Source organism: Brachybacterium sp. AG952 (assembly GCF_004362645.1).
Classification (GTDB): Bacteria; Actinomycetota; Actinomycetes; order Actinomycetales; family Dermabacteraceae; genus Brachybacterium; species Brachybacterium conglomeratum.
The window spans coordinates 906,893-931,565 of sequence record NZ_SNXV01000001.1 but is presented as its reverse complement, the minus strand read 5'-3'; the positions used below and the strand labels follow the sequence as shown (position 1 = coordinate 931,565).

Annotated in this window: 20 protein-coding genes and 1 tRNA gene; 12 read left to right on the top strand and 9 right to left on the bottom strand. The window is 73.9% G+C overall.

What is annotated here, in order from left to right:
• The first annotated feature begins 37 nt into the window (after positions 1-37).
• Together DEU31_RS04080 and DEU31_RS04075 are read left to right on the top strand one after the other, a co-directional pair.
• Positions 38-1,453, top strand: coding sequence for a potassium transporter TrkG (locus DEU31_RS04080; protein ID WP_133675935.1), 1,416 nt, complete (start codon positions 38-40; stop codon positions 1,451-1,453).
• Between the two features lie 75 nt (positions 1,454-1,528).
• Complete coding sequence (locus DEU31_RS04075; protein ID WP_010550386.1) at positions 1,529-2,194, top strand: TrkA family potassium uptake protein; 666 nt, start codon at positions 1,529-1,531, stop codon at positions 2,192-2,194.
• A 647-nt stretch (positions 2,195-2,841) separates the two neighbouring features.
• Here the strand turns inward: DEU31_RS04075 and proC are convergent.
• From proC to DEU31_RS04050, 5 genes are all read right to left on the bottom strand, one after another.
• On the bottom strand, positions 2,842-3,681 hold the full coding sequence (proC, locus tag DEU31_RS04070) for a pyrroline-5-carboxylate reductase (protein WP_133675933.1): 840 nt from the start codon (positions 3,679-3,681) through the stop codon (positions 2,842-2,844).
• A 61-nt stretch (positions 3,682-3,742) separates the two neighbouring features.
• Positions 3,743-4,672, bottom strand: a complete 930-nt coding sequence (locus tag DEU31_RS04065; RefSeq protein ID WP_133675931.1) for a DUF368 domain-containing protein — start codon at positions 4,670-4,672, stop codon at positions 3,743-3,745.
• A gap of 136 nt (positions 4,673-4,808) precedes the next feature.
• Complete coding sequence (locus DEU31_RS04060) at positions 4,809-5,075, bottom strand: hypothetical protein (RefSeq protein WP_133675929.1); 267 nt, start codon at positions 5,073-5,075, stop codon at positions 4,809-4,811.
• Entirely contained in the window at positions 5,072-9,700 is a 4,629-nt protein-coding gene (locus DEU31_RS04055; protein ID WP_133675927.1) for a DUF4011 domain-containing protein, read from the bottom strand. Before DEU31_RS04055 ends, DEU31_RS04060 begins: the two co-directional genes overlap by 4 nt.
• Positions 9,701-9,769: 69 nt before the next feature.
• Positions 9,770-10,630, bottom strand: a complete 861-nt coding sequence (locus tag DEU31_RS04050; protein ID WP_083840009.1) for a DeoR/GlpR family DNA-binding transcription regulator — start codon at positions 10,628-10,630, stop codon at positions 9,770-9,772.
• Between the two features lie 170 nt (positions 10,631-10,800).
• Here DEU31_RS04050 and DEU31_RS04045 point away from each other — a divergent pair, with 170 nt between their 5' ends.
• Positions 10,801-10,998: an antitoxin gene (locus DEU31_RS04045; protein ID WP_010550392.1), complete on the top strand. Its 198-nt coding sequence runs from the start codon at positions 10,801-10,803 to the stop codon at positions 10,996-10,998.
• 165 nt (positions 10,999-11,163) lie between these two features.
• Here the strand turns inward: DEU31_RS04045 and DEU31_RS17260 are convergent, their stop codons facing one another.
• A complete protein-coding gene (locus DEU31_RS17260; RefSeq protein WP_133675925.1) occupies positions 11,164-11,787 on the bottom strand; it encodes a copper resistance CopC family protein in 624 nt (207 codons plus the stop codon).
• A gap of 116 nt (positions 11,788-11,903) precedes the next feature.
• Positions 11,904-13,337 (bottom strand): nitrilase-related carbon-nitrogen hydrolase, encoded by a 1,434-nt coding sequence (locus DEU31_RS04035; protein WP_133675923.1) that lies wholly within the window; start codon positions 13,335-13,337, stop codon positions 11,904-11,906.
• A gap of 76 nt (positions 13,338-13,413) precedes the next feature.
• Here DEU31_RS04035 and DEU31_RS04030 point away from each other — a divergent pair.
• Positions 13,414-13,489: transfer RNA gene (locus DEU31_RS04030), tRNA-Arg, on the top strand.
• A gap of 372 nt (positions 13,490-13,861) precedes the next feature.
• Entirely contained in the window at positions 13,862-14,794 is a 933-nt protein-coding gene (locus tag DEU31_RS04025) for a hypothetical protein (protein ID WP_243733707.1), read from the top strand.
• On the opposite strand, the gene DEU31_RS04020 is transcribed toward DEU31_RS04025, so the two are convergent.
• Positions 14,795-15,553 (bottom strand): Crp/Fnr family transcriptional regulator, encoded by a 759-nt coding sequence (locus DEU31_RS04020; RefSeq protein ID WP_133675921.1) that lies wholly within the window; start codon positions 15,551-15,553, stop codon positions 14,795-14,797.
• 166 nt (positions 15,554-15,719) lie between these two features.
• Between DEU31_RS04020 and DEU31_RS04015 the strand changes: the two genes are divergently transcribed.
• The 3 genes from DEU31_RS04015 (at position 15,720) to DEU31_RS04005 (ending at position 19,015) form a co-directional block, all read left to right on the top strand.
• Positions 15,720-15,959: a heavy metal-associated domain-containing protein gene (locus tag DEU31_RS04015; protein WP_010550398.1), complete on the top strand. Its 240-nt coding sequence runs from the start codon at positions 15,720-15,722 to the stop codon at positions 15,957-15,959.
• Between the two features lie 101 nt (positions 15,960-16,060).
• A complete protein-coding gene (locus DEU31_RS04010) occupies positions 16,061-18,055 on the top strand; it encodes a cation-translocating P-type ATPase (protein ID WP_133675919.1) in 1,995 nt (664 codons plus the stop codon).
• Positions 18,056-18,094: 39 nt separating this feature from the next.
• Positions 18,095-19,015 carry an NADP-dependent oxidoreductase gene (locus DEU31_RS04005; protein WP_133675917.1) on the top strand — a complete coding sequence of 307 codons (921 nt, stop codon included), beginning with the start codon at positions 18,095-18,097 and terminating at the stop codon, positions 19,013-19,015.
• Positions 19,016-19,082: 67 nt separating this feature from the next.
• Here DEU31_RS04005 and DEU31_RS04000 read toward each other — a convergent pair whose 3' ends face one another.
• The gene (locus tag DEU31_RS04000; RefSeq protein ID WP_133675915.1) at positions 19,083-20,564 is read right to left on the bottom strand and encodes a SulP family inorganic anion transporter; all 1,482 of its coding nucleotides are present in this window, start codon (positions 20,562-20,564) and stop codon (positions 19,083-19,085) included.
• 125 nt (positions 20,565-20,689) lie between these two features.
• Here DEU31_RS04000 and DEU31_RS03995 point away from each other — a divergent pair, with 125 nt between their 5' ends.
• The 4 genes from DEU31_RS03995 (at position 20,690) to DEU31_RS03980 (ending at position 24,346) form a co-directional block, all read left to right on the top strand.
• Entirely contained in the window at positions 20,690-20,953 is a 264-nt protein-coding gene (locus DEU31_RS03995; protein ID WP_010550402.1) for a hypothetical protein, read from the top strand.
• A 168-nt stretch (positions 20,954-21,121) separates the two neighbouring features.
• Positions 21,122-22,051: a hypothetical protein gene (locus tag DEU31_RS03990; RefSeq protein ID WP_133675913.1), complete on the top strand. Its 930-nt coding sequence runs from the start codon at positions 21,122-21,124 to the stop codon at positions 22,049-22,051.
• 183 nt (positions 22,052-22,234) lie between these two features.
• Positions 22,235-23,521 carry a calcium:proton antiporter gene (locus DEU31_RS03985; protein WP_133675911.1) on the top strand — a complete coding sequence of 429 codons (1,287 nt, stop codon included), beginning with the start codon at positions 22,235-22,237 and terminating at the stop codon, positions 23,519-23,521.
• 75 nt (positions 23,522-23,596) lie between these two features.
• Positions 23,597-24,346, top strand: a complete 750-nt coding sequence (locus DEU31_RS03980; RefSeq protein WP_010550405.1) for a dienelactone hydrolase family protein — start codon at positions 23,597-23,599, stop codon at positions 24,344-24,346.
• Positions 24,347-24,673 lie beyond the last annotated feature (327 nt).

The window sequence follows — 24,673 nt, the reverse complement described above, 5'->3', positions numbered from 1 at the left end:
GACGCGACCGCCGGTCGCCACGAGCACGAGGGATGCGATGACCGAACGGGGGACCCGGCCCACCCGCCGGCGGCTGTCCGGCCCTGCCCCGCGCGCCCGCCGGCAGGGCCTGCGCGATCACGCCAGGTCGCTGTCCAAGGCGACCCCGGCCCGGATCGCGCTGGGTGTGTTCACCCTGCTGATCGGCGTGTTCACGGCGCTCCTCTCGCTGCCGATCGCGACGCGCGACGGTCAGGGCACCGACCTCATCGACGCACTGTTCACCGCCGTGTCCGCGATCTGCGTGACCGGGCTCGTCACCGTCGACACCGGCACCCACTGGTCGACCTTCGGGCTGACCGTGATCATGGTCGCGGTGAAGCTCGGCGGCCTGGGGCTGATGACCGTCGCCTCCCTGCTGAGCATCTCGGTGATGCACCGGCTCGGTCTCGCCCAGCGGGTGATCACCGCGCAGGAGACACGCGCCGAGCGGCTCGCCGAGGTGGGCGGGGTGCTGCGGGTCATCCTCATCACCTCCACCGCCTTCGAGATCGCGACCTTCGTGGCCCTGACCCCGTACATGTTCGTCACCGAGCACGGGGTCGGGGAGTCGCTGTTCCTGGGTCTGTTCTATGCGATCAGCGCCTTCAACAACGCGGGCTTCGTGCCCGAGGCCGCGGGCACCGCGCAGTACCTCGGCGATCCGTTCTTCTCGATCCCGATCGGTCTCGCCGTGCTGGTCGGCTCCCTCGGCTTCCCCGTGATCCTGGTGGTGGTGCGGAAGCTGCGCACCCCGCGGAGGTGGAGCGTCCACGCGAAGCTGACCCTCACCACGACGGCGCTGCTGCTGGTGGTCGGGTTCGGCGGCTATCTCACGATGGAGTGGTCCAACCCCGCCACCCTGGGCAACCAGGACGTGGGCACGAAGGTGCTCGCCGCCGGGTTCGCCGCGATCATGCCGCGTTCGGGCGGCTTCGCGACGGTGGACGTGGGCCAGCTGACCACCGAGTCGCGCCTGCTGACGGACCTGCTGATGTTCATCGGCGGCGGCTCCGGCTCCACCGCGGGCGGCATCCGCGTGACGACCTTCGCGCTGCTGATGCTGTCGATCTGGGCGGAGATCCGCGGCAACCCCGACGTCGAGGTGTTCGGCCGGCGCATCCCCCACGACACGATCCGCCAGGCCATCGGCGTGCTCGTCATGAGCGCCACGATCGTGTTCGCGGCGACCTTCGTGCTGCTGCGGATGACCCCGTACTCGCTGGACCAGGTGCTCTTCGAGTCGCTGTCCGCCTTCGGCACCGTGGGGCTGTCCACCGGGATCACCCCGTCGCTGCCCACCGAGGCGAAGGCCGTCCTCGCGCTGTGCATGTACGTGGGACGACTCGGACCGATGACCCTGGGCGCCGCCCTCGCCGTCCGCTCCCGGGTGCGGATGATCCAGTACCCCGAGGAGCGGCCGATCGTGGGCTGAGCCCCGACGGGGACCGGCCTAGACTGAGCCGGCCCCGACCCGATCCCCGACCGCGCCCGACCCGAAGGAGCCGACATGCCCCGCACCGCCCGCGACGAGGGCGTCCTCGTGATCGGCCTGGGCCGCTTCGGCGCCGCGATCGCCCTGACCCTCGAGAAGCTCGGCACGCAGGTGCTCGCGATCGACACCGATCCGGACCTCGTCCAGAAGTACTCCGGCCAGCTCACCCACGTGGTGCGGGCCGATGCGACCCAGCCCGAGGTGCTCGAGCAGGTCGGTGCCGGCGACTTCCGCATCGCGGTGGTGGGCGTGGGCACCTCGATCGAGTCCAGCGTGCTGATCGCGACGAACCTCGTGGACCTCGGCAAGCCCGTGATCTGGGCGAAGGCGATCTCGCCCGCCCACGGCCGGATCCTGCAGCGCATCGGCGCCCACCACGTCGTCTACCCCGAGGCCGATGCCGGCAAGCGGGTCGCGCACCTGGTCAACGGCCGCCTCATGGACTTCATCGAGTTCGACGACGACTTCGCGATCGTGAAGATGCGCCCGCCGCGCGAGGTGCAGGGCATGACCCTCGCCGACTCCGACATCCGCCAGCGCTTCGGCGTGACCGTGGTGGGCGTGAAGTCACCGGGCAAGGACTTCACCTATGCGGTGCCGGAGACGGTGGTCGCCGCGCACGACCTGCTGATCGTCTCCGGCCGCACGGGCCAGATCGAGAAGTTCTCCCAGCGCGCCTGAGCGCCGCGGACACCATGCGCGCCGGCCGGGGCGAGCACCGACTCTCCCGGGCCTGGGCCTGTGCTTCCGGGGCCGGAACGGCCGTGGCAGGTCCGCTCCGGGCCTGGCGTGGCGGGGTGTGGTCAGGTGCTGGCGCGTGGCGGGGTGTGGTCAGGTGCTGGCGCGTGGCGGGGTGTGGTCAGGTGCCGGCGCGTGGCGTGCCTCTATGCCTATATCGGCGTAGCGGTACGCCACGCGCCAGCAGCTGACCAGCTGACAGTGTCGCGGCCGGAGGGGGCAACGGTGACCGGTGCCGACGGGAGGTCAGTGACACGCTGCGGCATATGTGCCACAGCGTGCCGCCAGGAGCCTGTCCACCACAGTCCTCCCCACAGCACCCGGTCCCGCCCCTCCCCTCAGGCGGCCGTGCGCGACGGTCGGAGCTCAGCCAGCGCCCTCCCCGCTGATCCCCTGCCGCTCGCAAGCTCGCAGCACGTCGATCAGCCAGCGCCCTCCCCGCTGATCTCCTACCGCTCGCAAGCTCGCAGCACGTCGATCAGCCAGCGCCCTCCCCGCTGATCTCCTACCGCTCGCAAGCTCGCAGCACGTCGATCAGCCAGCACCCTCCCCGCTGATCTCCTACCGCTCGCAAGCTCGCAGCACGTCGATCAGCCCTTGCTCATCGCGCGGGAGGAGTCGGCCGCGGCGGCCATCGCGGCGGCGACGCCGGCGCGCACGCCCTCCCGCTCGAGGGCGGCCAGGCCCTGCACGGTGGTACCGCCGGGACTGGAGACGGCGTTCTTCGCGACGGCCGGGTGGGTGCCGCTCTCGGTGAGCATGGTCGCGGCGCCGCGCACCGTCTGCTGCACGAGGGAGGCGGCGAGGTCGCGCTTCAGCCCGAGCCGCACTGCCTCGTCGGTCATCGCCTCGATGATCGTGAAGACGAAGGCGGGCATCGAGCCGGCGGTGCCGATGAAGGCGTGTACCTGCTCCTCGGTGATGTCCACGGCCACGCCGGCGCTCGAGAACAGGGCGTGCAGCAGCGCATGCTGCTCGTCGGAGACGGCGTCGCCGCGCATGAGGCCCACGGCCCCCTCCCCCACCGAGATGGGGGTGTTCGGCATGGCACGGGCGACGGCGGCGTCCGACGGGAGCGCCTCCTGGATCTGCGCGAGGGTGGTGCCGGCGGCGAGGGAGAGCACCACGGCGCCGCCGGGGAGGTCGTCCCGCAGCTCGGCGACGAGGTCGAGGATCTGGTAGGGCTTCACGCCGAGGACGACGACGTCGGCGCCCTCGATCGCCTCGGCGCGGGAGGCGGCGGCGGTCGCGCCGATCTCCTCCGCGGCGCGCTCGCTGCTGGCCGGGCCCGAGTTCGCGATCCGCAGGTTCTCGGGACGCACCCCGGCGTCGAGCATGGTGCGGCCGACGGGTCCGCCCATGTTCCCGGCCCCGATCAGGGCGACGCGGACGGCGGAGAGGTCGAGGCTGTCGGTGCTCGTGTCAGTCATGCCGCCAGGGTACGGCGCAGGCGTCGGACCGCGGGGGCCGTCCCGGCGGGCGCCCTCGGGCCTACGACGCGCGGGCGGCGAGGCCGGACTCGACGAGGACGAGCAGCTGCACGGCCACCACGCCGACGAGGGCGACGAGCAGCATCAGCGGCCAGTCCGCGCCCGGGCCCTGCAGGGCGCTCGAGGCGTCCTGCCACGGCCAGAGGCTGCGCAGGGCGCCGATCATCACACCGGCGAGCACCACCATGGTGCCGCGGTGGTGACGGGTCAGCAGGATCCGCATGAGCTTCACGATGACGACGAGCCCCACGAGCGCCCACAGCCCGAACCAGGCGATGTAGCCGAGGTCCCGCTGGTCCACGGCCTGCAGGGTGGGCTGGTAGAGGCCGACGCTCAGCAGCAGGAAGGACCCCGAGACACCGGGCAGCACGAGCGCGCACACGGCGATCGCGGCGGCGGGCGCCACCACCCACGGGCTCGGCTCGAGGGAGGTCGAGGGCAGGGAGGTCAGCAGCAGCCCGCCGACCGCGCCGAGGGCGAACAGGCCGAGCTCCGTCCCGCGCCACGCCCCGCCGGAGAGTCGCACGGGCACCAGCACGGAGCCGGCGACGAGGCCGAGGAACAGGGCGCGCATCGTCTCGGGGTGGTCCTCGCCGAGACCTGTGACGGGCCCGGCGACGGTGAGGACGGCGGCTGCCATGCCGACCAGCAGCGGGAGCACGAGCAGCCAGTTCACGCCGCGCAGCTGCTCACGCGCTCCGGCGACGCGCTCCGGCCCGGTCACGAGGCGACGGGCGGCGGCGGTGATCCGGTGCCCCGCCTCGATCAGCTCGTCGTAGATCCCGGTGACCAGCGCGACGGTGCCGCCGCTGACGCCGGGCACGGTCTCGACCACCCCGATCAGCGCGCCGCGCAGGAGGTTCCCGAGCGGATTGCGGTGGCGCGGGAGGGCGGTGTCGGCGGGCGCGGCGGCGGGGGCGGTGTCCGTCATGCAGCCAGCCTACGGAGCCGGGCGCCCGGTCCCGGCACCGGACGGAGCGGCGAGTGACGGACCCCGCGCCCGGGCACGAGAAGCCGTCGCCGGGGCGGTCCGGGGCGCGGCGAGCCGTGGCGCGCTCCCCGTCCGATCAGCGGCCGCGGCCCCAGTGCGGGGGCACGTCGCCGCTGAGGCGGGCGTCGTTGGACTCGTCGGCCCCGGGCTCGGGGGCGTCCTCGGCGAGGCGGTCCGGGAGCACCTTCGGCTCCTCGCCGCGGGAGGCGGCGGGGGCGGCCGCGTCCTGTGCCTCCCAGTCGATCGGCTTGCCGGTCACGGAGGAGACGACGACCCGGCGGGCGGGCCTCGCCGCTCTCCCGCGGGCCGACGCTTCCCCGTCGGCCGCGGAGCCGGTGCTCACTGTCGCTCCTGGTAGCGGCGGATCGCGCTGGAGACGGAGACGTCCAGCAGCACGGAGCGCTGCTCGAAGCCGAGGAAGCTGCGCACCTCGGTGGCCAGGTGCTCCTCGAGCCGGGCGCGGCCGTCGGAGCAGATGTACTCCACCACCGCGTCGAAGTCGTCGCTGGAGTAGAAGCTCAGCGGGTGACCGGCGGGGATCTGCGGGCGGGGCAGACGATGGCGGATCGTGCCGACGCCGGAGGGCGAGTCGGAGCTCTCCTCCGCCTGGACCAGGCGCAGCGCCCGGTCCAGGGCGCGACGGATCCGCTCGGCCTCCCCGTCGGGGTCGATGAACAGGGCCCAGGACCACACGCGCTCGGTCGCCCAGCCGGCGGCCTCGAGGCGCTCGGCCCGCAGCCGGTCGCGCTCGCGCTGGCTGGGGGTGTCGACGTAGTGGGCGCCGTCGGTGTCCACGGCCAGCAGCAGTCGGCCGGGCATGTCCGGATGGCCGAGCGCGAGCTCGATCCGGTCCGCGGAGAGGCCGAAGTCCCGCTCGACCAGCAGGCCGAGCCGGCGCAGGCGGTCGGCGAGGTCCTGGACGAGGGCGTCGGTCTCGAGCTCGCGCGGGGCCCGCTCGGCCTCCGGCTCGGGCCGCGCGGCGGCGGGCTCGTCGACGTCGGACGGCGCCTCGGCGCCCGCGGGCGCGCCGGAGCCGGCGGCGCCACCGTCCGCGGCCCGGGCGGCGTCGTCGGACTCCGCCGCCGGCTGCTCCGTCTCCTGACCGGTCCCGGCGCCGTCGGTCTCGGGGTCCGCGCTCCGCGGGGAGGCGGCGGACTTGCGGGCCAGCGCCGCCTCGATCGCGGCGTCGAGGTCCTCGTCGGAGAGCTCCTGCGCGTGCGCCGGCTCCGCGGACGCGGCCGGCTCCGGTGCGGCGCCGCCGCGGCCCTCCTGCACGGGGCCCTCGCTCCCGTTCGGAGCGGGTGCGGCGCGCGGCAGCTCGGGGGCGGGCGGAGCGATCTCCTCGTCGCTGCCGGTGAGCGCGGCGACATGGGGGACGACGGGGACGTCGTGCCCGCCCTGCAGCACCCAGAGCAGGGCGCGCAGGTCGCGGGCGCCGTCGGAGCGCAGCCGGGCGTGGTCGAGGTCCTGCACGGCGAGGGAGGAGACCACGGTGGTGCGGCCGCGGGCGCGGGTGATGACGGTGGCGAGGGCCTTGCGGCCGCTCTCCTCGGACAGCGGTCCGAAGCGGTGCAGCAGCCGGCCGTGCGGGGTCTTCCCGAAGCCGATCGAGACGATGATGTCGTCGCGCAGCACGGAGGTGGCCTGCGCGGCGGGCAGCACCGTGAACACCTCGCGGGCGCCGGGGTCGAAGTAGTCGCGCAGCGCCGGGATGACGGAGACGGTGTTCATGATCCGCTCCATCAGGCGCCGGGCGTGCTCCTCGGTGAAGGTGAGCACGGCCAGGGACCGCTCGGGGCGGGTGCGAGCGTGCTCGATCACGAGGTCGGTGACACGGCGCAGCTCCGCCTCGGTGGACTCGACGTACTCCGTCCCCTCGGTGACGGGGCCGCGGCCGTTCTCGACGGTGACCAGGCGGTCCTGCTCGGGGGCGACGGGGCTCGGCACGGCCACGACCTCGCCGACCAGGGCGCGGCGCTGGGCGAAGCCGCGCAGCCCCTCGGTCGCGGGATGGGGATCGCGCAGGATCTCCTGGTGCGGGGCGATGCGCAGCATGTCGTCGAGGAGGCTCGGGACCGAGTCCCCGCCGTACTCGAGCACATCGCCGACGACGACGGTCTGCGACGCCCGGACGATCGACGGCAGCGCCGCGGCGGTGGGCAGGCGCCCGCCGTCGGCGACGATCAGCACGTCGAAGTGGCGTCCCCGCGGGATGACCTGCGGGACCAGGTACGGGGAGGCGAGCCAGGCGGGGCGGGCCGCGAAGAGGATGTCCTCGTACTTCGCGGCGAGGTCGCGGATGGACACGGTCGAGGAGCGGGCGAGCTCGGCGATCGCGGCGCGGGAGGTGTCCGGGTAGAGCTTCATCGTCGCCACCCTCGTCTCGTCGGCCGCGGCGTGCACGCGGGCGGAGGCGTCGGCGAGATAGGCGGCGTCCAGTCGGCGGAACCGCTCGGCGACCTGGGAGAGGGAGGTGCCGTCGTACTGGGAGATGGTCGGCTCGGCGCCGGCGATCAGCTCGAGGACGCTGCGCCACCAGGCCAGCTCCAGCTCGGCGCCGACCTGGTCGATCGGCACTCTGCGGGCGCGGAGGTCCTCGACGAGCTCGCCGAGGCCGTCGAAGCCGAGTCGGCGCAGCAGCTCGGTGCGACGCGGGAGGGTCTCGAGGTCGGCGCGGTCCGCGGCGAGGGCCTCGACGCGGCGCTCGAGCTCGTCGAGGCCGGTGCGGGCGAGGTCGGCGCCGGCGGGGGTGCCGTCCAGCAGCACGGCCAGCTCGTCGAGCACCTTCTGGGAGCGGGCGGCGATGCGGTGGATCTGCTCGAGGTCCTCGGGCAGGGACGGTCGCGAGGGGCTCCCCTCCGCCTCGGCGGCGTGGCGGCGCCACTCCTCGACCACGTCACGGGCCTCGCCGAGGTCGCGGTGCAGGTCCGGGGACAGGGCGGCGGGGCGCTGCAGCGCGGCGGCCTCCTTCTTCAGCCGCCGACGGGCGCCGAAGCCCATCTCCACGCCGCGCTCCTCGCGCCAGCGCTTGTCGGCGGTGGCGGCGACGAGGTCGGGCAGCGGGGCGGCGAACACGGCGGATTGGAAGGTGCCCAGCAGCGCCTGCACCCGGTCCAGCAGGGCGAGGCGCTCGCCGAGCTGGTCGAGGGTCGCGGGCTCGCGCAGTCCCAGCTCCCCGCCGGCGCGGGCGCCGGCGCGGCGCAGCTGCGGCAGGATCTCGCCGCGCAGCTGGTCCACGAGCTCCTCGGCCCGCGATGCCTGGGTGTCGGAGCTGATCGGCGCGCCGTACCAGGCGGTCTGCTCGGGGCCGGTGGAGAGCACGCCCACCTCGGCGGCCTCGCGCAGCGCTTCGGTGTAGCGGTCGCGGTCCTCCCCCACCATCTGCGCGGCCACGGAGCCGGGCAGCCGCACCGAGGTGCGGGGGGCGGGGTGGAGGCGGGTCAGCGCGGCGAGCGCGGAGATCGCGTCGTGGGCGGAGGCGTCCCACGGTTCCTGGATCCGGTGCATCGCCTCGACGTGGCCGACGAGGATGTCGCGGCTGGCGCCGAGCTCCTCGGGGGCGGCGTCGTCCGGACCGAGTCCGTGGGAGCCGGCGCGGCGCAGGCTGCGCAGCAGCGAGGCGGAGGCGTTGCGCTGCAGGGACGGGTCCGGGGAGAGGTCGAAGACGAGCTCGTCGAGGCCGCGGCGGCGGGCGATCTCGACGAGCTGGGAGAGGTTGCGGCGGCGCTGGGAGACGATCAGGACGCTCTTGCCCCGGGCGTTGAGCTCCTCGGCGAGGTCGACGACGAGGTCGAGGCTGGTGGTGCCGGGCGGGGTGGGCACGGCGAGGTCCCCACCGGCCAGGACCCGTTCGAGCACGGCGCGGTGGCCGGGGTCGACGGCGGCGACCAGCTCGTCCTCGGGCACCGAGGGGAGCTCGGTCCCCTCCGCGTCCTGCACCTCGGTGCGGGCGGTCTCGTCGCCGGCGAGCGCGGCGACCAGCGGCGAGGCGGCCCAGTCCTCGCGCGCCTCGGCGAGGTCCTCGGCGACGGAGCCGGCGGCGTCCATCATGTTCCCGACGACGAGGGCGTGCAGGACGCGGAAGCCGGTCAGCGGCTGGCCGAGGGAGCGGAAGGCGTCCAGGACGGGGTTGGGGTCGAAGCCGTGGGCGCCGTCGGTCGTGGCCAGCAGCGCGCGGGCGTCCACGGCGACGCCGGCCTCGCGCAGGGCGCGCAGCAGGACGGGGTTGAGGTCCGCGGTCGCGTCGACCTCGAGGTCGACGTCCTCACGGGCGTTGCCGCGCAGGCGCAGGGTCACGGGGCGCACGAGCACGGGGGCGTGGATCGGCTCGGAGCCGTCCTCGGGGTACCAGATCGCCTCGCCGATCCCGAGGTGGCAGGTGGTCAGGCCCACCTCCTCCGCGTGCCGCTCGGCGACCTCGCGGATGGTGCGGGCGTGGGCGCGGGCGTCGGCGAGCGCCCCGACCTCGCGGACCAGGGAGGACAGGCGCGTGGGGCCGCGGCCGGCGAGGAGCTGCGCGAGGCCGGAGGGATGGGAGTGGGTGAGGTCCAGGACCGTGCCGCCGGCACGGATCTGGGTGAGGAAGGAGGGGGCGGTGACGCCGCCGGTGATCTGCTGGGCCCAGCGGTCCAGGGCGTCGGCGACGCGGTCCTCGCGGCTGAGCGGTCGGTGCTCGCGGCGGACCACGGGCACGCCGTCCTCGTCCTGCTCGGGCGCGATCCCGGCTCCGACCTCGTCGAAGCGGTGGTCGAGCACGACCTCGTAGCCGCCGGTCCGCGCAGGCTCGGCCGGGGGCTCCTCGCGCTGCGGGGCGGCAGGTGCCGGGTCGGGGCTCGCGGGGGCCTCCTGCTGGTCCCCGGACCGCTCGCCGCGACGCTCCCGGGCGAGGGCCGACAGGGCGTCGTCGCGCGACGGCGCCTCCTGGTCCGTGCTCTCCGGTCGCTTCTTCCCGCGCAGGAAACTCCACATGGGAGCCCACGCTACCGGGAGCCCGGCGGGCGTCCGCGCAGGCGTGCCGCCGTGGGACGCCCGACCTGCTCACACCTCGTGCAGGCGCACCGAGCTCTCCTGCAGATGGGCGCGGAGGTCCTCGGGGACGGGGCCGGCGATGATCAGGTCGGTGAGCACGGAGACGGGGCAGATCCCGGCGAGCGCGCGGTGGCCGATCTTGTCGGCGGTGGCGAGGCCGACGACGCGGCGGGAGTGGCCGATCATGATCCGGGTGACGCCCGCCTCGGCGTCGGAGTTGCAGGTCAGGCCCGCACCGAGGTCGAGTCCGACGGTGCCGACGAACATCGTGTCCAGCCACAGGTCGCGCATGGTGGCGGTGGCGAGGGGGCCGGTGAGCTCGAAGGAGTAGGGCTCGGCGACGCCGCCGAGCACGACGGTGCGCACGGAGGGGCGCAGCACGGCCTCGGTGGCGATGTTCAGCGCCGCGCAGACCACGGTCAGGCCCGGCGTCCCGTCGCGGGAGTCGAGGTCTGAGCGGGAGACGGCCCGGCGGGCGGCGGAGGTGGTGGTGCGCCCTCCGTTGAAGCCGATGATCTGCCCGGGCTCGACGAGGGAGGCGGCGCGGTCCGCGACCCGCTCGCGCTGGGCGGAGCCCTCGTCGGCCGCGCGCGGGACGCTGGCGAGGGAGTAGGCGACGTCGACCGCGACGATCCCGCCGTGGGTGCGCCGGGCGAGCTGGGCCCGCTCCATCTCCATGAAGTCGCGTCGCACCGTGGACTCGCTGACCTCGAGGTCGGCGGCGACCTCGGCGACGCTGAGGCGCTTGGTGGTGGTCAGCAGCGAGAGCACGTGGTCCCAGCGGGCGCTGCGTCCCCTCGCGGCGCGACGCGGCGCCTGGGACGGGCTCGAGGGGGTCGAAGCGGAGGGGCGGGGCCCGGTTTCGCGCATGGTCACGCAGACAGTATTGCGCGCTTTGCGCCCGATAGCGCCTGTCGCGCGCAGAATCGACCAGATCCCGTCGGATCGTCGGGTCACGTTTGAGTCACGGCGGCGGGGCGTCGTAGGTTGGCGATGTCGCCCCGGTCACGGGGTGGTTCCGCGAACGAAAGGACATGATCATGGGCTTCGATGACGCGCTGAACAAGGCCAAGGGCTTCGCCAACGACAACCCGGACAAGGTCGAGCAGGGCCTCGACGGTGCGACCGAGCAGGTCAAGGATCGCGCTCCGGACAACGTCGACGGTCACGTCGACAAGGGCGCGGACGCCGCCCGCGACCGACTCGGACTCGGCGGGGACGACAACAAGGACAACTGAGTCCCCGCCCCCTGAGCAGCGAAGAACCCCCGAGGCATGCCTCGGGGGTTCTTCCGTGTCCGGGGCCGGTCCACGGCCGACGGGCCGGGTCGCGGGGCCGGTGGGCCGGCGGCGCGGGGTCGAGCGGCCGACGGGGTTGCGGCCCAGCGACCGACGGGCCGGGCGTCAGTCGCGGCGGCGCATGATCAGCAGCACCGCGACGACCGCGCCGACCACGGCGACGCCGAGCACGATGAGCAGCGGGGTCATGGAGGAGCCGCTCTCCTCCTCGGCGGCCTCGGCCGTGGCCTGCTCACCCTCCTCGGCGGGGGCGGCGGTCTCGGCGGGGGCGCTCTCCTCGGCGGGGCTGCTCTCCTCGGCGGGCGCCTCGGTGGTCTCCTCCGCGGCGGCGTCCTGCTCGACGGTCACCTCGAAGGTGCCCTCGATGGGGTGGCCGTCACTGGAGACGACGCGCCACTGGACGGTGCTGGTCCCGGCGGGCAGCGGCTCCTCGAGGGTCGCGGTGGCGACGGGTCCGTCGATGCTCGGAGTGATCTCGGCCAGCTGCTCGCCGGACTCGTCGGTGATCCGCACCAGCGGGCTCACCTCGAGGATGTCGGCCGAGAAGGTGAGGGTGATCGCCTCGGGCGAGGTCTCCAGCGTCGCGCCGTCGGCCGGATCCGACTCGAGCAGCGTGTCATGGGCCTGCGCGGGCGCGCCGAGCGCGAGGAGCGCGGCGAGCAGGGCGGCGAAGAGCGCTGCGAGGGCGGCGGGGCGAACGGAGGCATGGCGGCTGAGCAGGGTGTTCACCCCGGCAGGGTACGCGAGGCTGTCGGGACGGGTCTGTTCCCCAGGTCACGCCGACAGGCGGGCCTGCCGAGCCGCACTCCCGGCAGCCCCGCGATCAGATCGTGCTCGCCGCGGGCTCAGCGCTCGGGCAGCGGCACCGTGTGGCGCAGCACGGGCAGGGTCGCGCGCGCCGTCTCGACCTCGGCGAGGTCCAGGTCGACCATCAGCAGTCCGGGCTCGAGCCCGAGCTCCTGGCGGATCCGGCCCAGCGGGCCGACGGCGGCGGAGCGGCCGATGCCGCGCGGGGCCCTGCCCGCGTAGCCGGCGGGCGGGGACTGGTCGGCGGCGAGGATCACCGAGGTCGAGTCCAGCGCCCGCGCGCGCAGCAGCAGCTGGAGCTGCTCGCGCTTGCCGGGGCCCTCGGCCCAGGCCGTCGGCAGCAGGATCGCGTGCGCGCCGCGGCGGGCGAGCGCCGTGAACTGCTCCGGGAAGCGCATGTCGTAGCAGGTGGCGAGGCCGAAGCGGGTGCCGGCGAGGTCGAAGGTGACCAGCTCCTGCCCGGGGGCGACGGTGGCGGACTCGTCGGCGTCGAAGGCGTCGAAGAGGTGGATCTTGCGGTACTCGAGCGAGGGGGTGCCGCCGGGGCCGCGAACGAGGACGGTGTTGTGGACGCGGCCGTCGTCCGCGGGGCTGAAGGAGCCGGCGACCACGACCAGGGAGTGCTCGTCGGCGAGCTCCTGGAGCAGACGGGCGAAGTCCTCGTGGTGGGTCTCGGCGGCGGCGCGCAGGTCGGTGCCGAAGGGGGTGAGGGTCGCCTCGGGCAGGAGCACGAGGTGGGCGCCCTCCTGGGCGGCCTCGGCGACGGCGCCGCGGACCACGGCGACCATCGACTCATGATCGGTGGGCACCTCGATCTGGGCGAGGGCGATGCGGGGGCCGGCGGCGCGGCGCACCTGGTCCAGGGCATCGGGGGTGTCGATGTCGGCGGCCTCGGAGCCGGTGACGGGCAGGCTCACGAGCTCGCCCTCGCCGAGGGTGCCGTAGAGGCGGCGCAGGCTGAGGTCCGCCCAGCCGCCGCCGTCGTGCTCGATCTCGGAGAGCGCGGCGCGGATCCGGCCGAGCGGCCAGGCGGCACCGAGGAACTGCACATGCCCGTCCTTCGACTCGAGGGCGACGACGCGGCCGGTCTCGGCACTGCGGGCGGCGAGGGCGCGGAGGGTCTCGGGGCGCAGCAGCGGCATGTCCCCGCCGAGGACCAGCACGGTCGCCTCGTCGGGCGCCTCGGAGATCTCGGCGACGCCGCGGGCGAGCGCGGCCAGCGGCCCGGAGCGCGGCGGGTCCTCGAGCACGAAGCGGGCGCCGTGGCGGGCGGCGAGGTCGCCGCCGTCGGCCCCGCTCGGGCCCACGACGATGCGGCGGCCGACGGGGGCGGCGCGCAGCACGCGTTCGAGCACGCTCGCGCCCGCGATGGGCAGACGGGTCTTGTCGGTGCCGCCCAGGCGCGAGGCCGCTCCCCCGGCCAGGATCACGGCGGCGACGGTGGCGGCGGTCTCGTGCGATGCGGTCGACATGGAGCGATCCTGCCATGGGAGGCTACGATGACCCAGGCCTTCGGTCATGGGGATTCATCCCCGACCGGACCGGAGCGCCTCCGTAGCTCAGGGGATAGAGCACCGCTCTCCTAAAGCGGGTGTCGCAGGTTCGAATCCTGCCGGGGGCACCATCTGCAGCAGCCGACATGGACCACGACGAGGTGACCATGATTCGCCGACGCCTCGCCCAAGACGCTCCGCAGATACCTGTTGGCCTGGGTCGACGTGCTGATGATGAGGCGCCCCCGCCCGATCTGCCCGTCGGTCGCCGTGCGATCACCCGCTTGACGGTATGAGGCCCGCCATATCGACTTAGCGTCACAGCTGATCCACCGGCGGCGTCCGGGGCGATGACGACCCGGCGCCCTCCCGGCGCGCCGGTGCCTGCTGTCCGATGAGGGACGGTCCGGGCCCGTGCCGGGCGGTTCCCGGACAGGAGATCCTGCAGCACTTCACCTCCTACGGCTTCTCGAGGGTTCTTCGGCACCGGCCTTCTGGTGCTGGTGCTGATCTCCTACGTGTGCGTGGAGTTCTTCCTCGTCGGGCGGAAGCACGGGTTCGACAAGCCCTCGCGGATCTTCTACTACTACTGCGGCAGGTACCTGGGCACCTTCTTCGACTGGTTCTCGATCCTGTTCGTGTTCCTGAGCTTCACCGTGATGGTCTCGGGCGCGGGCGCTGTGTTCGAGGAGCACTACGGCCTCTCGAAGTACATCGGCGGCGTGGCGCTCGCGGTCGTGGTGGGGCTGACGGCCTGGTTCGGGCTCTCGAGCCTGGTGGACGTGATCGGCAAGATCGGCCCGGTCATCGTGGTGATCGCGATCGCGCTGGGCATCGTGGGCATCGTCCGCTCTTCGCACGGCGTCGGCGAGGGCGTGTCCATGCTCCCCTCGCTCGATCTTGTGCAGGCCTCGAACAACTGGTTCATGTCGGGGCTGTCCTACGTCGGCTTCTGCATGCTGTGGCTCGCGGCGTTCCTGACGGCGCTGGGCCGCACCACCCGCAGCAACCCCGAGGCCGCCTCGGGCGGCATCCTCGGCGGCAGCATCTTCGCGCTGGCCTGCATGATCGTCGGGCTCGGATTGCTGGCGAACATCGAGTTCGTCGCCGGCACCGAGATCCCGATGCTGGTGCTGGCGAACGAGATCAGCCCCGTCCTCGCCTCGGGCTTCTCGCTGATCATCCTCGCGGGCATCTTCACCACGGCCGTGCCGCTGCTTTGGACCGTCTCCCAGCGCTTCTTCGCCGACGGCACCCCCGGGTTCAAGCGCCTCACCGTGGTCCTCGCCGCGGTCGGCACCCTGATCGGGCTGGTGCTGCCGTTCTCGCAGATGGTCGACATCGTCTACGTCATCAACGGCTACGTGGGGATCCTGCTGCTGGTGATGATGATCCTGCGCACCGTGCTGCGCCTGGTGCGCCGCCGACCGATCTGATCAGCTCGCCGCGGCGCGCTCCTCGAGCGCGCCGCGGTCCAGGATCGAGGTCCAGCGCCGGCCGGAGTCGATGATCCCCTCGCGCCGCAGCCGACTCATCACGCGGGAGACCGACTCGGGGGTGGAGCGGGCGAGGCCGGCGAGGTCCGCCCGGCTCAGCGGCACCTCGAGCAGCAGACCCTGCGCGCCGCGGTCCTCCCCGAGCGTCTCGGCGAGGCGCAGCAGCGCCCGCGCGACCCGCTGCTCGACGGTGTCCGGACCCTGCCCGCCCAGGTCGGTCTGAGCGCGGGAGAGCCGCTCGGCGAGGTCGTCCACGACTCGCAGCCCCACGACGGGCTGCTCGACCATCACCTCTCGGAAGGCGGCCTGCCCGATCTGCAGCACGCAGGAGCCGACGAGCGCGGTCGCCGTGCGCTGGTGCACGGGCTCGCCGAGGCTGCTCATCGCCCCGAACATCGCCCCCGGCCCGAGGATGTCGGTGACCACGAGCGCGCCCGACGGCGTCGGCTGCGACATCCGCACCCGCCCCTCGGCGACGACGTACAGGGCCCTCGCCTCCTCCCCCGCCCGGAACACCGCCTCGTCGGCGGCGATCGTGGCGGTGCGCATGCGTCGGTCGATGCCCTCGAGCGCCGCGGCGTCCAGACCGTGGAAGTAGGCGGAGCGGGAGAGCACACCCAGGCGCATGGGCGCGGGGCACTGGTGCGGCAGCGTCACCTCCGCCAGCGGGATGGTGCGCCGCCCCTCGGGAGCGGTCATGGCGTGAGGATAGCCCGTGTGCGACCCCTAGAACGGGCCATCGGTCCTGGTCAGGATTGCCGTGCGGGCGAATGACCGCCGTCATGTTCTCCCTCTCCGCACGCACCTAGGGTCGAGTTACGAGCGAGGGAGACGCCCTCGCCGCACTCGCCGAGAGGACCCGCTCATGACCGCCACCGCCGGTTCCACCACCCGCTCCGTCTTCCGCGCCGAAGGTTTCAGCTGCCCCTCCTGCGTGGCCAAGATCGAGAAGCGCGTGGGCCGCCTGCCGGGCGTCCGGGACGTCACCGTCAAGTTCGCCTCCGCCCGCGTCGAGGTCGACCACGACCCGTCGGTGACCTCCACCGACGAGATCATCGCCGCGATCGGCGCGGCCGGCTACCGGGCCACGCTCTCCGCCTTCTGACCCTCTCCCCGGATCCGCCCCGCGGATCCCCGCCCGCCGAGGCACCCGGTACGGCATCCCCCGTCCCGGGGCCGCGGGCGCCTGTCTCGAAAGGACTCCTCATGACCACCCTGCTGCGCTGGTGGCGCGGCCCCTGGGGCACGCCGACCGTCGCCGGCGCCCTCATCGTCCTCGCCGCCGTCCTCTCCGCCTCCGCCGGCGTGAACCCCTTCGGCGCCGGGCACCACGAGTTCGGCCTCGCCCTGGACCGCCGGGGCGTCCTGATCGCCTCGGACCTGGCCATGGTCGCCGCCGCCCTGGTGGCGGGGGCCCCGATCCTGCTCACGGCCGTCCGTGCCCTGCGGGCGCGGACCATCGCGATCGACCTGCTGGTCTCCATCGCCGCGATCGGCGCGCTCGTGATCGGCGAGTACTGGGAGGCCGCCGCCGTCACCTTCCTGTTCGCGATCGGCCACGCCCTCGAGGCGGGCACCATGAACCGCACCCGCTCCGCGCTCGCCGAGCTGGTCGCGGTCGCCCCCGACGTCGCGGTCGTGATGCGGGACGGTCGCCAAGTCGAGATCCCCGCCGCCGACGTGCTGCTCGAGGAGACCGTGCTGGTCAAGAACGGCGCGAAGGTCCCCGTCGACGGGACCGTGATCGGCGGGACCGGCGCACTGGACGAGGCCTCGATCACCGGCGAGTCGCTCCCTGTGGAGAAGGCCGCGGGCGACCAGGTGTTCGCGGGCACCGTCGCCGCCGCCGGGCTCCTGCAGGTGCGCGCCACCGGCATCGGCGCCGACACGACTCTCGCCCGGATCATCCACCGCGTCGAGGAGGCGCAGGATGCGAAGGCCCGCACCCAGAGCTTCATGGAGCGCTTCTCCACCTGGTACACCCCGGCGATCATCCTGCTCGCACTGGTCACCGGGCTCGTGACCGGCGACGTCGTGCTCGCGCTGACGCTGCTCGTGATCGGCTGCCCCGGGGCGCTGGTCATCTCGATCCCGGTCGCGATCGTGGCCGGCATCGGCCGCGGCGCGAAGGACGGCATCCTCATCAAGGGCGGGGAGTTCCTTGAGACCAGCGCGAGGATCTCCGCCGTCGCGCTGGACAAGACCGGCACCCTCACCGAAGGCAGGCCGCACCTCACCGACGTGAGCGTCCTGGACCCCGCCCACAGCCGCGCCGAGGTGCTGGGATGGGCCGCCCGGGCCGAGGCCGGGTCCGAGCACCCGCTGGCTCGTCCGCTCATCGAGGCCGCCGACGCCGAGGGGCTCGCGATCGCGGGCCTGCCCGAGCACACCGAACCGGTTCCGGGCAAGGGCGTCGTCGCCACCGTGGAGGGCCGCCGCGTGGCCGTGGGCAACCTGCCGCTGCTGGCAGTCGAGGGCATTGCCGAGGACCGCGGGGCCGCCGAGGAGGTCGCCCGGCTCGCGGGCCTGGGCCGCACCCCGATGGCGATCGCGCTCGACGGGGAGGTGATCGGCGTGGTCGCCGTGGCCGACCGGCTGCGCGCCGATGCGTCGGAGATGATCGCCCGACTCCACGCCCGGGGCGTGAAGAAGGTCGTGATGCTCACCGGCGACGACGAGCGCGTCGCCCGGGCAGTGGCCGCCGAGGTCGGCGTCGACGAGGTCCGCGCCCAGCTGCTGCCCGAGGACAAGCTCGACGCGGTCCGCGCGCTGCAGGCCGAGGGTCACACTGTCGCGATGGTTGGCGACGGCGTGAACGACGCCCCGGCGCTCGCGACGGCGGACATCGGCGTGGCGATGGGCGCGGCCGGCACCGGCGTCGCGATCGAGACCGCGGACATCGCACTGATGAAGGACGACCTGCTGAAGCTCCCGGAGGCCGTGGGACTCGCCCGCCGCACCGTGCGGGTGATGCACCAGAACATCGCGATCGCGGTGCTCACGGTGGCGGCCCTGCTGGCCGGGGTCTTCGCCGGCGGGGTCACGATGGCCATCGGCATGCTCGTCCACGAGGCCTCCGTGCTACTCGTGATCTTGAACGCCATGCGACTGCTTCGCCGCCGGGACGAGTCCCGACCCACCTCGGCGAGCGCCCCGCCGATCGCCGAGGAGCGCAGCACCCGCCCGCGCGTGACAGCCTGACCCCGTCGCGGAACCGCCCGCAGAAAGAGGAGACCTGACATGACCGTCACCACCACCTCGCCCGTGTTCGTCACCGCCCGCTACGGCGGCCCCGAGCACCAGGAGCTGGCCGAGCGCCCGGTCCCGGAGCCCCGCCCCGGCGAGGTCCTGATCGAGGTCCGTGCCGCCGGGGTGAACCCCGCCGACGTCAAGCGTCGCGAGGGCGCCTTCGGCAACTCGGCCCCGATGCCGATGCCGATGGGGCTCGAGGCCTCCGGAGTCGTCGTCGCCCTCGGCGAGGGCGTCACTGCTCTCGCCGTCGGCGAGGAGGTGCTCGGCGCCCCCGCGCGGGGCCAGGGCGCCTTCGCCTCGCACACGGTGCTGCGAGCCGCGGAGGCCGTGCGCAAGCCGCAGGAGATCTCCTTCGTCGACGCCGCGACCCTGCCCGTCGCCGGCACCACCGCCTACGACCTCACCCATCAGGTCGAGATCGAGGCGGGCCAGTCACTGCTGGTGCTCGGCGCCGGCGGCGGGGTGGGCCGGATGGTGCTGCAGATCGCCGCGGTCCACGGCTTCGCCGCCGTGGGCGTCGCCTCCGCGGCCAAGCGGGAGCTGATCGAGGAGACCGGCGCGGCTTTCGTCGCCGCCGGCCCCGGCGCCGCCGAGGCGGTGCGCGACCTGCTGCCCGACGGTGCGGACCTGCTCGTGGACCTGGTGGGCGGGGAGCCGCTGCGGGCGCTGGCCCCGCTCGTGAAGGATCCTGCGCACCTCGTCTCCGCGGCGGACGCGGCCACCGCGACGGAGCTCGGCGGGGCAGGGCGCGAGCGCTCCGAGGGCGTGCTCGAGAAGATCGTCGGCGTGGTCGAGGCGGGACTCGTCGACCCCCACGTGCTCGAGACCTACCCGCTCGCCCGGGCGGCGGAGGCCATCGCCCGGGTCGAGCAGGGTCACCTCGGCGGGAAGATCGTCATCGTGCCGTGAGCGGCGGCGTGCCGGCGGGGGCCGACCCCGCCGATGCGACCCGGCCCGCCCACGGCGGTCCGGCGGGTCAGTTCAGCGTGCCGGTCAGGCGCCCGTGGAAGACGGTCGAGCGCTCGTCGAGCCCGGTGAAGGAGACCTCGAGGCCGTGCTCGACGTACTTGGCCTGGACCGAGTCGAGCACGGCCACGGTCGAGGCGTCCCAGATCTGGGCGGCGGTGAAGTCGACGGCGACCGGGAGGCCGCGCTCGGCGTCGGCGGCGTAGTCGAACTGCTCGACCAGGTCGTTGCTCGAGCCGAAGAAGAGCGGGCCGTGCACGGTGTAGCGCGTCCCGTCGGCCACCGTCGTGCGCTCCACGCGGGTCACGTGCGCGACGCGCCGGGCGAACAGGGCGACCGCGAGCAGCGCCCCGGCGGCGACGCCGAGGGCGAGGTTGTGAGTGATCACCACGACCACCACGGTCGTGGCCATGACGAGCGTCTCGGAGACCGGCATGCGGCGCAGGGTCGCGGGGCGCACGCTGTGGAAGTCCACGGTCGAGACCGCGACGACCATCATCACCGCGGCGAGCGCGGACATGGGGATCTGCTCCATGAGATCCGACAGCGCGGTGACCAGGATGAGCAGCAGCACGCCGGCGACGAGGGTGGAGATGCGGGTGCGGGCCCGGCCCAGCTTCACGTTCATGACGGTCTGGCCGATCATCGCGCAGCCGGCGATCCCGCCCCAGAAGCCGGCGAGGATGTTGGAGACGCCGAGCGCCCAGGACTCGCGGCTCTTCGAGGAGCGGGTGTCGGTGATGTCGTCGACGAGCTTCGCGGTCAGCAGCGTCTCCATCAGGCCGACGAAGGCGACGGACAGGGCGGTCGGGGCGATGATCTGCAGGGTCTCCAGCGTCAGCGGCACCTCGAGCGGGGTGAGGCCGGGCAGGCCGCCGGAGACCTCGCCCTGGTCGCCGACGGTCGGGACGCGGAGGTGGAAGATCATCGCGATCGCAGTGACCAGCACGATCGCGACCAGCGGCGCGGGCACGGCCTTCGTCAGGCGCGGCAGGGCGAGCACCACGACGAGGGTGAGCGCGAACAGCGGGTAGACCGCGGCGGGCACGTCCAGGACGTGCTGGAGCTGTGCGGTGAAGATCAGGATGCCCAGCGCGTTGACGAAGCCGATCATCACCGAGCGGGGGATGAAGCGCATGATCCGCGCGAGCCCGACGAGGCCGAACGCGATCTGGACGAGGCCCGCGAGGATCACGGTCGGCAGCAGGTACTCGACGCCGTGGGTGTGCACGAGCGGGGCGACGACGAGCGCGACCGCGCCCGCGGCGGCGGTGATCATCGCGGGGCGCCCGCCGAGGAAGGTCATCGAGATCGCGAGCACGACGGAGGCGATGAGGCTGACCTTCGGATCCACTCCCGCGATCACCGAGAAGGAGATGACCTCGGGGATCAGGGCGAGGGTGGTGACGGCGCCGGCCAGCACCTCGGTGGTGAGGCGGCGCGGGCTGCGCAGGGCCTGCAGCACGGCGGGAGAGGAGGAGGACGTGGTCACGGGCCGATGCTATCCGCGCCCGCGGCGGACTACCCTGGCGGTCTGCCTGCCGTGCGTCGCGCCTCACCGCGACCGCGCCGCACGCCCCGACCGACCGCCCGCCCGCTCCGCCCGACAGAGGTTCCATGGCCCCGCCTGCTCGCCGCCGCTTCGACTCCACCTGGCTGCCCTTCGGGATGATCCTCGGGTTCGTGGTCGGGATCGGGATGGGGCTCGCTGTCGTCGACAGCCTGTGGATCGGCGCGGTCGTCGGCGTGCTCGTCGGAGCCGGGCTGGGGGTGCTGCTGGGCCTGCGCGGGGGCGGCGACGCGCTCACCCGGGACGAGGACGCGGAGGACGACGAGTACCGGCGGCTGCACGGCGACCCGCGTCCCGGTGAGAGGCGCTGAACTGCACGTCTCCTGGTCCGCACAGGATCTCCACATCGTCGGCACGAGCTTTTCATGGCATGGACTTGACCCTCTCTTGACCATTGGGCAGGGTGTGATGCGGGCCACCGCTCCCCGGTCCATGACGGCGCATCCGCCGCACCGGGGAGGGCCGGGACGGAGACCCCGATGGGACACCTCGACGCACGCACCACGACCACCCGTCGTCTGCGCCGCGGCATGGCCCTCGCGGCCTGCACGGCGCTGCTGGGCCTGACGGCCTGCGGGGCGGGGGACGAGGCCGGGACCGGGGACGGCGGCGCCCAGGAGCCCGCCACCGCGACGGAGGAGCAGTCCGGCGAGGAGCAGCCGTCGGACGATGCCGGGTCCGGCGCCGACGCCGGCGACGAGTCCGCCGACGAGGCAGGGGACGACGAGGGTGCGGGAGACCAGGAGGAGGGGGATCCGGGCGCCGCGGGCGAGCGCACCCGGATCCTCCTGGTCACGGACCTCGGCATCGACGAGACCTCCGGGGACGGCGCACCGACCCTTGCGGACGACGACCTCGCCGCGCTGCTGGCGGAGCCCTTCGGCGGCACCGCCGAGTGCGCCGACGAGCTGGTGGTCGAGTTGGGGCAGAGCGCCGGCTGCGTCGGGCCGACGAGCCCGGACGACACCGCCCCGACGCACGAGTGGGTCGCGAGCACGGTCGCCGTCCCGCACGAGGACGGCCTCGAGAGCGGCTATCGGGTCGCGGTCCTGTTCTCCACCGGCACCGAGCTCCCCGAGGAGGCGAGCGAGCTGACCCAGGAGAACGTGATGCTGACGGGCCTGGGCCAGGGCTCGATGTTCGGGGCCGAGCCGCTCGGCGCGGAGGAGGTCGCCGACGCGACCCTGCAGACCCTCACCTCCGAGAACGCCTACGTGCCGGTGGCCGGCATGGCCGACTGGTCCGAGGTGATCTGCGAGGACGGCCTGGACTTCGAGGAGTTCGGGACGACGGACTGCACGGCCGCCACCGCCGAGGGCGACTCCTGGCAGCTGCACGTCGCCCCCGGCGCCTTCGCCGACGGCGACCAGGGGCTGCTGGTCGGCATCGGCAGCCCGGCGGACGTCTGAACGCCGGCGCATCTCGCGCCCTCGCCTCCCACTTCGCGCCCGCCCTGGTCGGACCGCTCACCACGAGCTGACCCGGGCGGGCGCGACGGGCTACGGTGAGAGGGCGCCGAGGGCAGATCGGCGCCCCGGCCGGGACGACCCGGCCCGCGGACGCACCACGAGGACGGCCTCGCAGGAGATCCGATGAGCCCCTCGTCCCGCACCCGCTGGCCGCGCGCCGCGTCCCCGTCGGCCGCACCCGATCGCTCCCCCGAGCCCGTCGGCTCCCCCGGCCCCGACTCCCCGGGCCCCGCCCCCGCCGGGAGGGACCTCCTCCGCATGGTGCTCGACCGCAGCGCGATCTCGCGCCTGCTGCTCGGCTGGGCGGGCGTCGCCGCGCTGATGCTGCTCTCCCCCGCCCCGGGCGCGCTGTCCTCGGCGCTGCTCGCGCTCGCGCTCGCCGCGATCGTCGCGGTGATCGTGATCGCCGCCGGCGGCGTGGTCGCGCAGGCGGAGGCCCTCGCCCGCCGTCTCGGCGACCCCTACGGCACCCTGGTGCTCACCCTGTCGATCGTGGTGATCGAGGTGGTGCTGATCGCCGCGGTGATGCTCGGCCCGGGCGATCACGCGACCATCGCCCGCGACTCCGTCATGGCGGTCTCGATGATCATCATGAACCTCGTCCTCGGCCTGTGCCTGCTGGTCGGCGGCATCCGCCGCGAGGCGCTGCACGTGAACCGGACGGGCACCTCCGTCTACCTGGTGCTGCTGATCGGCCTCGGCGCGATGGCCTTCGCGGTCCCGACGGTGCTCGGCGAGGACGGTGCCTACGCCCCCGTCCAGGGCGTCGCGATTGCGGTGATGACCGTCGCCGTGTACGCCGTCTTCCTGTGGCGCCAGACCGGCGCGCAGGCGATCGAGTTCCAGGAGGTGGAGCTCCCCGCGGCCGACGAGTCCGCCGAGGAGCCCGCCGACGCCGCGGACGCCTCCGACACCGAGGACTCCTCCCCCGGCATCGGCGCGACGCTCTCCCGCCACCGGGCGGAGCTGGGCCTGCGCGTGCTCCTGCTCGTCGCGACCGTGCTGCCGATCGTGCTGCTCTCCCACGACATGGCGGGACTGCTCGACGAGGGGCTGGACCGGCTCGGCGCCCCGATCGCCCTGTCCGGCGTGCTGATCGCCGCGATCGTGTTCACCCCCGAGACGCTCACCGCGCTCCGTGCGGCGGCCGGCGGGGAGATGCAGCGGGTGGTGAATCTGTGCCACGGCGCGCTCGTCTCGACCCTGGCGCTGACCATCCCGACCGTGCTGATCATCGGACTCGCCATCGGCAGCCCCGTGGTGCTGGCGGAGTCGCCCGTGAACCTGCTGCTGCTCGGCGTGACCTTCGCGGTCTCGGCCGTCTCCGCGGCGGCTCCACGCGTGACCGCGGTGCACGGCACCGTGCACCTGCTGCTCTTCGCGGTGTACGCCCTCGCCCTGTTCTCCTGAGTCCGCCGGCCCCGCAGCACGCCCTCCGCACGACGGCCCCGGGCATGCCGGGCGAGCGCGGGGTAGGGTCGGGGCGTGAGTGCGACGACGCTTCAGATCCCGACGGACGCCGACGACCTGCCCGGGCTGCTCTGGCTGCCCGAGGACCTCGATCAGCCCGTGCCGGGTCTCGTGGTGCTGCAGGAGATCTTCGGACTCTCCACCTACATGCAGCAGCGCTGCGCGGATCTCGCCGCCCGCGGCTACGCGGTACTCGCCCCGCAGCTCTTCGCACGGCTTGACCCGCCGGTCGTCGGCATCGAGGACGGCGAGGACTTCCAGGTCTGGCTCGAGGAGGGCATGGCGCTGACCTCGCGCGTGCCCTGGGAGCGCGCCGAGGCCGATGCCATCGCAGCGATCGGCGCGCTGCGCGCCCACGGCGCGGTCGACTCCGAACGGGTGGGCCTGGTGGGCTTCTGCTACGGCGGCGGGCTCGCGTTCTCCGCCGCCGCATCGGCCGCCGAGGAGGACCGCCCGGTCTCGGCCCTGGTCAGCTACTACGGCTCCGCGCTGCCGACGCTGCTGGACCGCGCCGCAGCTGTGGACGTGCCGAGCCTGCACCACTTCGGCACGGCCGACGCCTTCATCCCGCTCGAGCAGGTCGAGCAGATCCGGGGGGCCGTCACCGCCGGCGGCACCCGCGAGCAGGTGCGCTTCGTGCTCCACCAGGGGGCGGGGCACGCCTTCGACAACCCCCACCCCGGTCTGCACCATGCCGGCGCCGCCGAGGCGGCCTGGCAGCAGACCCTCGGCTTCCTCGCCGAAGCCCTCCCGCCACGGAGCTGACGGCCCCGCGCCGTCACCGCCCTTCCGCAGGTCGTCGACGGGCAGGCGCCCCCGTCCGGCCAGGGCGTGACCGAATAGTTATGTCCCGATTGTCGGACAGTCGGATCGGCCGTCGGTCGTCCCGTCCGGCGGACGCATCCCTGCAGGCCAGGCCGTTTCCTCATCGATCCCCCACCCTCCCCGCCACCCTCCCGCAGACGCTCCCAGCCCCCTTCGCACGACCTGAAACGCCTGTTCCGAGGCGGTTTTCCCCACCGGCGAGGCCTAGAGTGAGGGATCGCCGGATGCCGCCCGGGTCCCTTTGCGCCCTCTGTCCCTGACGCCCCG

Excerpts from the sequence above, each read along its gene's own strand:
- DEU31_RS04080 (WP_133675935.1), top strand. The coding sequence starts at position 38 with ATGACCGAACGGGGGACCCGGCCCACCCGCCGGCGGCTGTCCGGCCCT.
- DEU31_RS04075 (WP_010550386.1), top strand. The coding sequence starts at position 1,529 with ATGCCCCGCACCGCCCGCGACGAGGGCGTCCTCGTGATCGGCCTGGGC.
- proC (WP_133675933.1), bottom strand. The coding sequence starts at position 3,681 with ATGACTGACACGAGCACCGACAGCCTCGACCTCTCCGCCGTCCGCGTC.
- DEU31_RS04065 (WP_133675931.1), bottom strand. The coding sequence starts at position 4,672 with ATGACGGACACCGCCCCCGCCGCCGCGCCCGCCGACACCGCCCTCCCG.
- DEU31_RS04055 (WP_133675927.1), bottom strand. The coding sequence starts at position 9,700 with ATGTGGAGTTTCCTGCGCGGGAAGAAGCGACCGGAGAGCACGGACCAG.
- DEU31_RS04050 (WP_083840009.1), bottom strand. The coding sequence starts at position 10,630 with ATGCGCGAAACCGGGCCCCGCCCCTCCGCTTCGACCCCCTCGAGCCCG.
- DEU31_RS04045 (WP_010550392.1), top strand. The coding sequence starts at position 10,801 with ATGGGCTTCGATGACGCGCTGAACAAGGCCAAGGGCTTCGCCAACGAC.
- DEU31_RS04035 (WP_133675923.1), bottom strand. The coding sequence starts at position 13,337 with ATGTCGACCGCATCGCACGAGACCGCCGCCACCGTCGCCGCCGTGATC.
- DEU31_RS04020 (WP_133675921.1), bottom strand. The coding sequence starts at position 15,553 with ATGACCGCTCCCGAGGGGCGGCGCACCATCCCGCTGGCGGAGGTGACG.
- DEU31_RS04015 (WP_010550398.1), top strand. The coding sequence starts at position 15,720 with ATGACCGCCACCGCCGGTTCCACCACCCGCTCCGTCTTCCGCGCCGAA.
- DEU31_RS04010 (WP_133675919.1), top strand. The coding sequence starts at position 16,061 with ATGACCACCCTGCTGCGCTGGTGGCGCGGCCCCTGGGGCACGCCGACC.
- DEU31_RS04005 (WP_133675917.1), top strand. The coding sequence starts at position 18,095 with ATGACCGTCACCACCACCTCGCCCGTGTTCGTCACCGCCCGCTACGGC.
- DEU31_RS03995 (WP_010550402.1), top strand. The coding sequence starts at position 20,690 with ATGGCCCCGCCTGCTCGCCGCCGCTTCGACTCCACCTGGCTGCCCTTC.
- DEU31_RS03990 (WP_133675913.1), top strand. The coding sequence starts at position 21,122 with ATGGGACACCTCGACGCACGCACCACGACCACCCGTCGTCTGCGCCGC.
- DEU31_RS03985 (WP_133675911.1), top strand. The coding sequence starts at position 22,235 with ATGAGCCCCTCGTCCCGCACCCGCTGGCCGCGCGCCGCGTCCCCGTCG.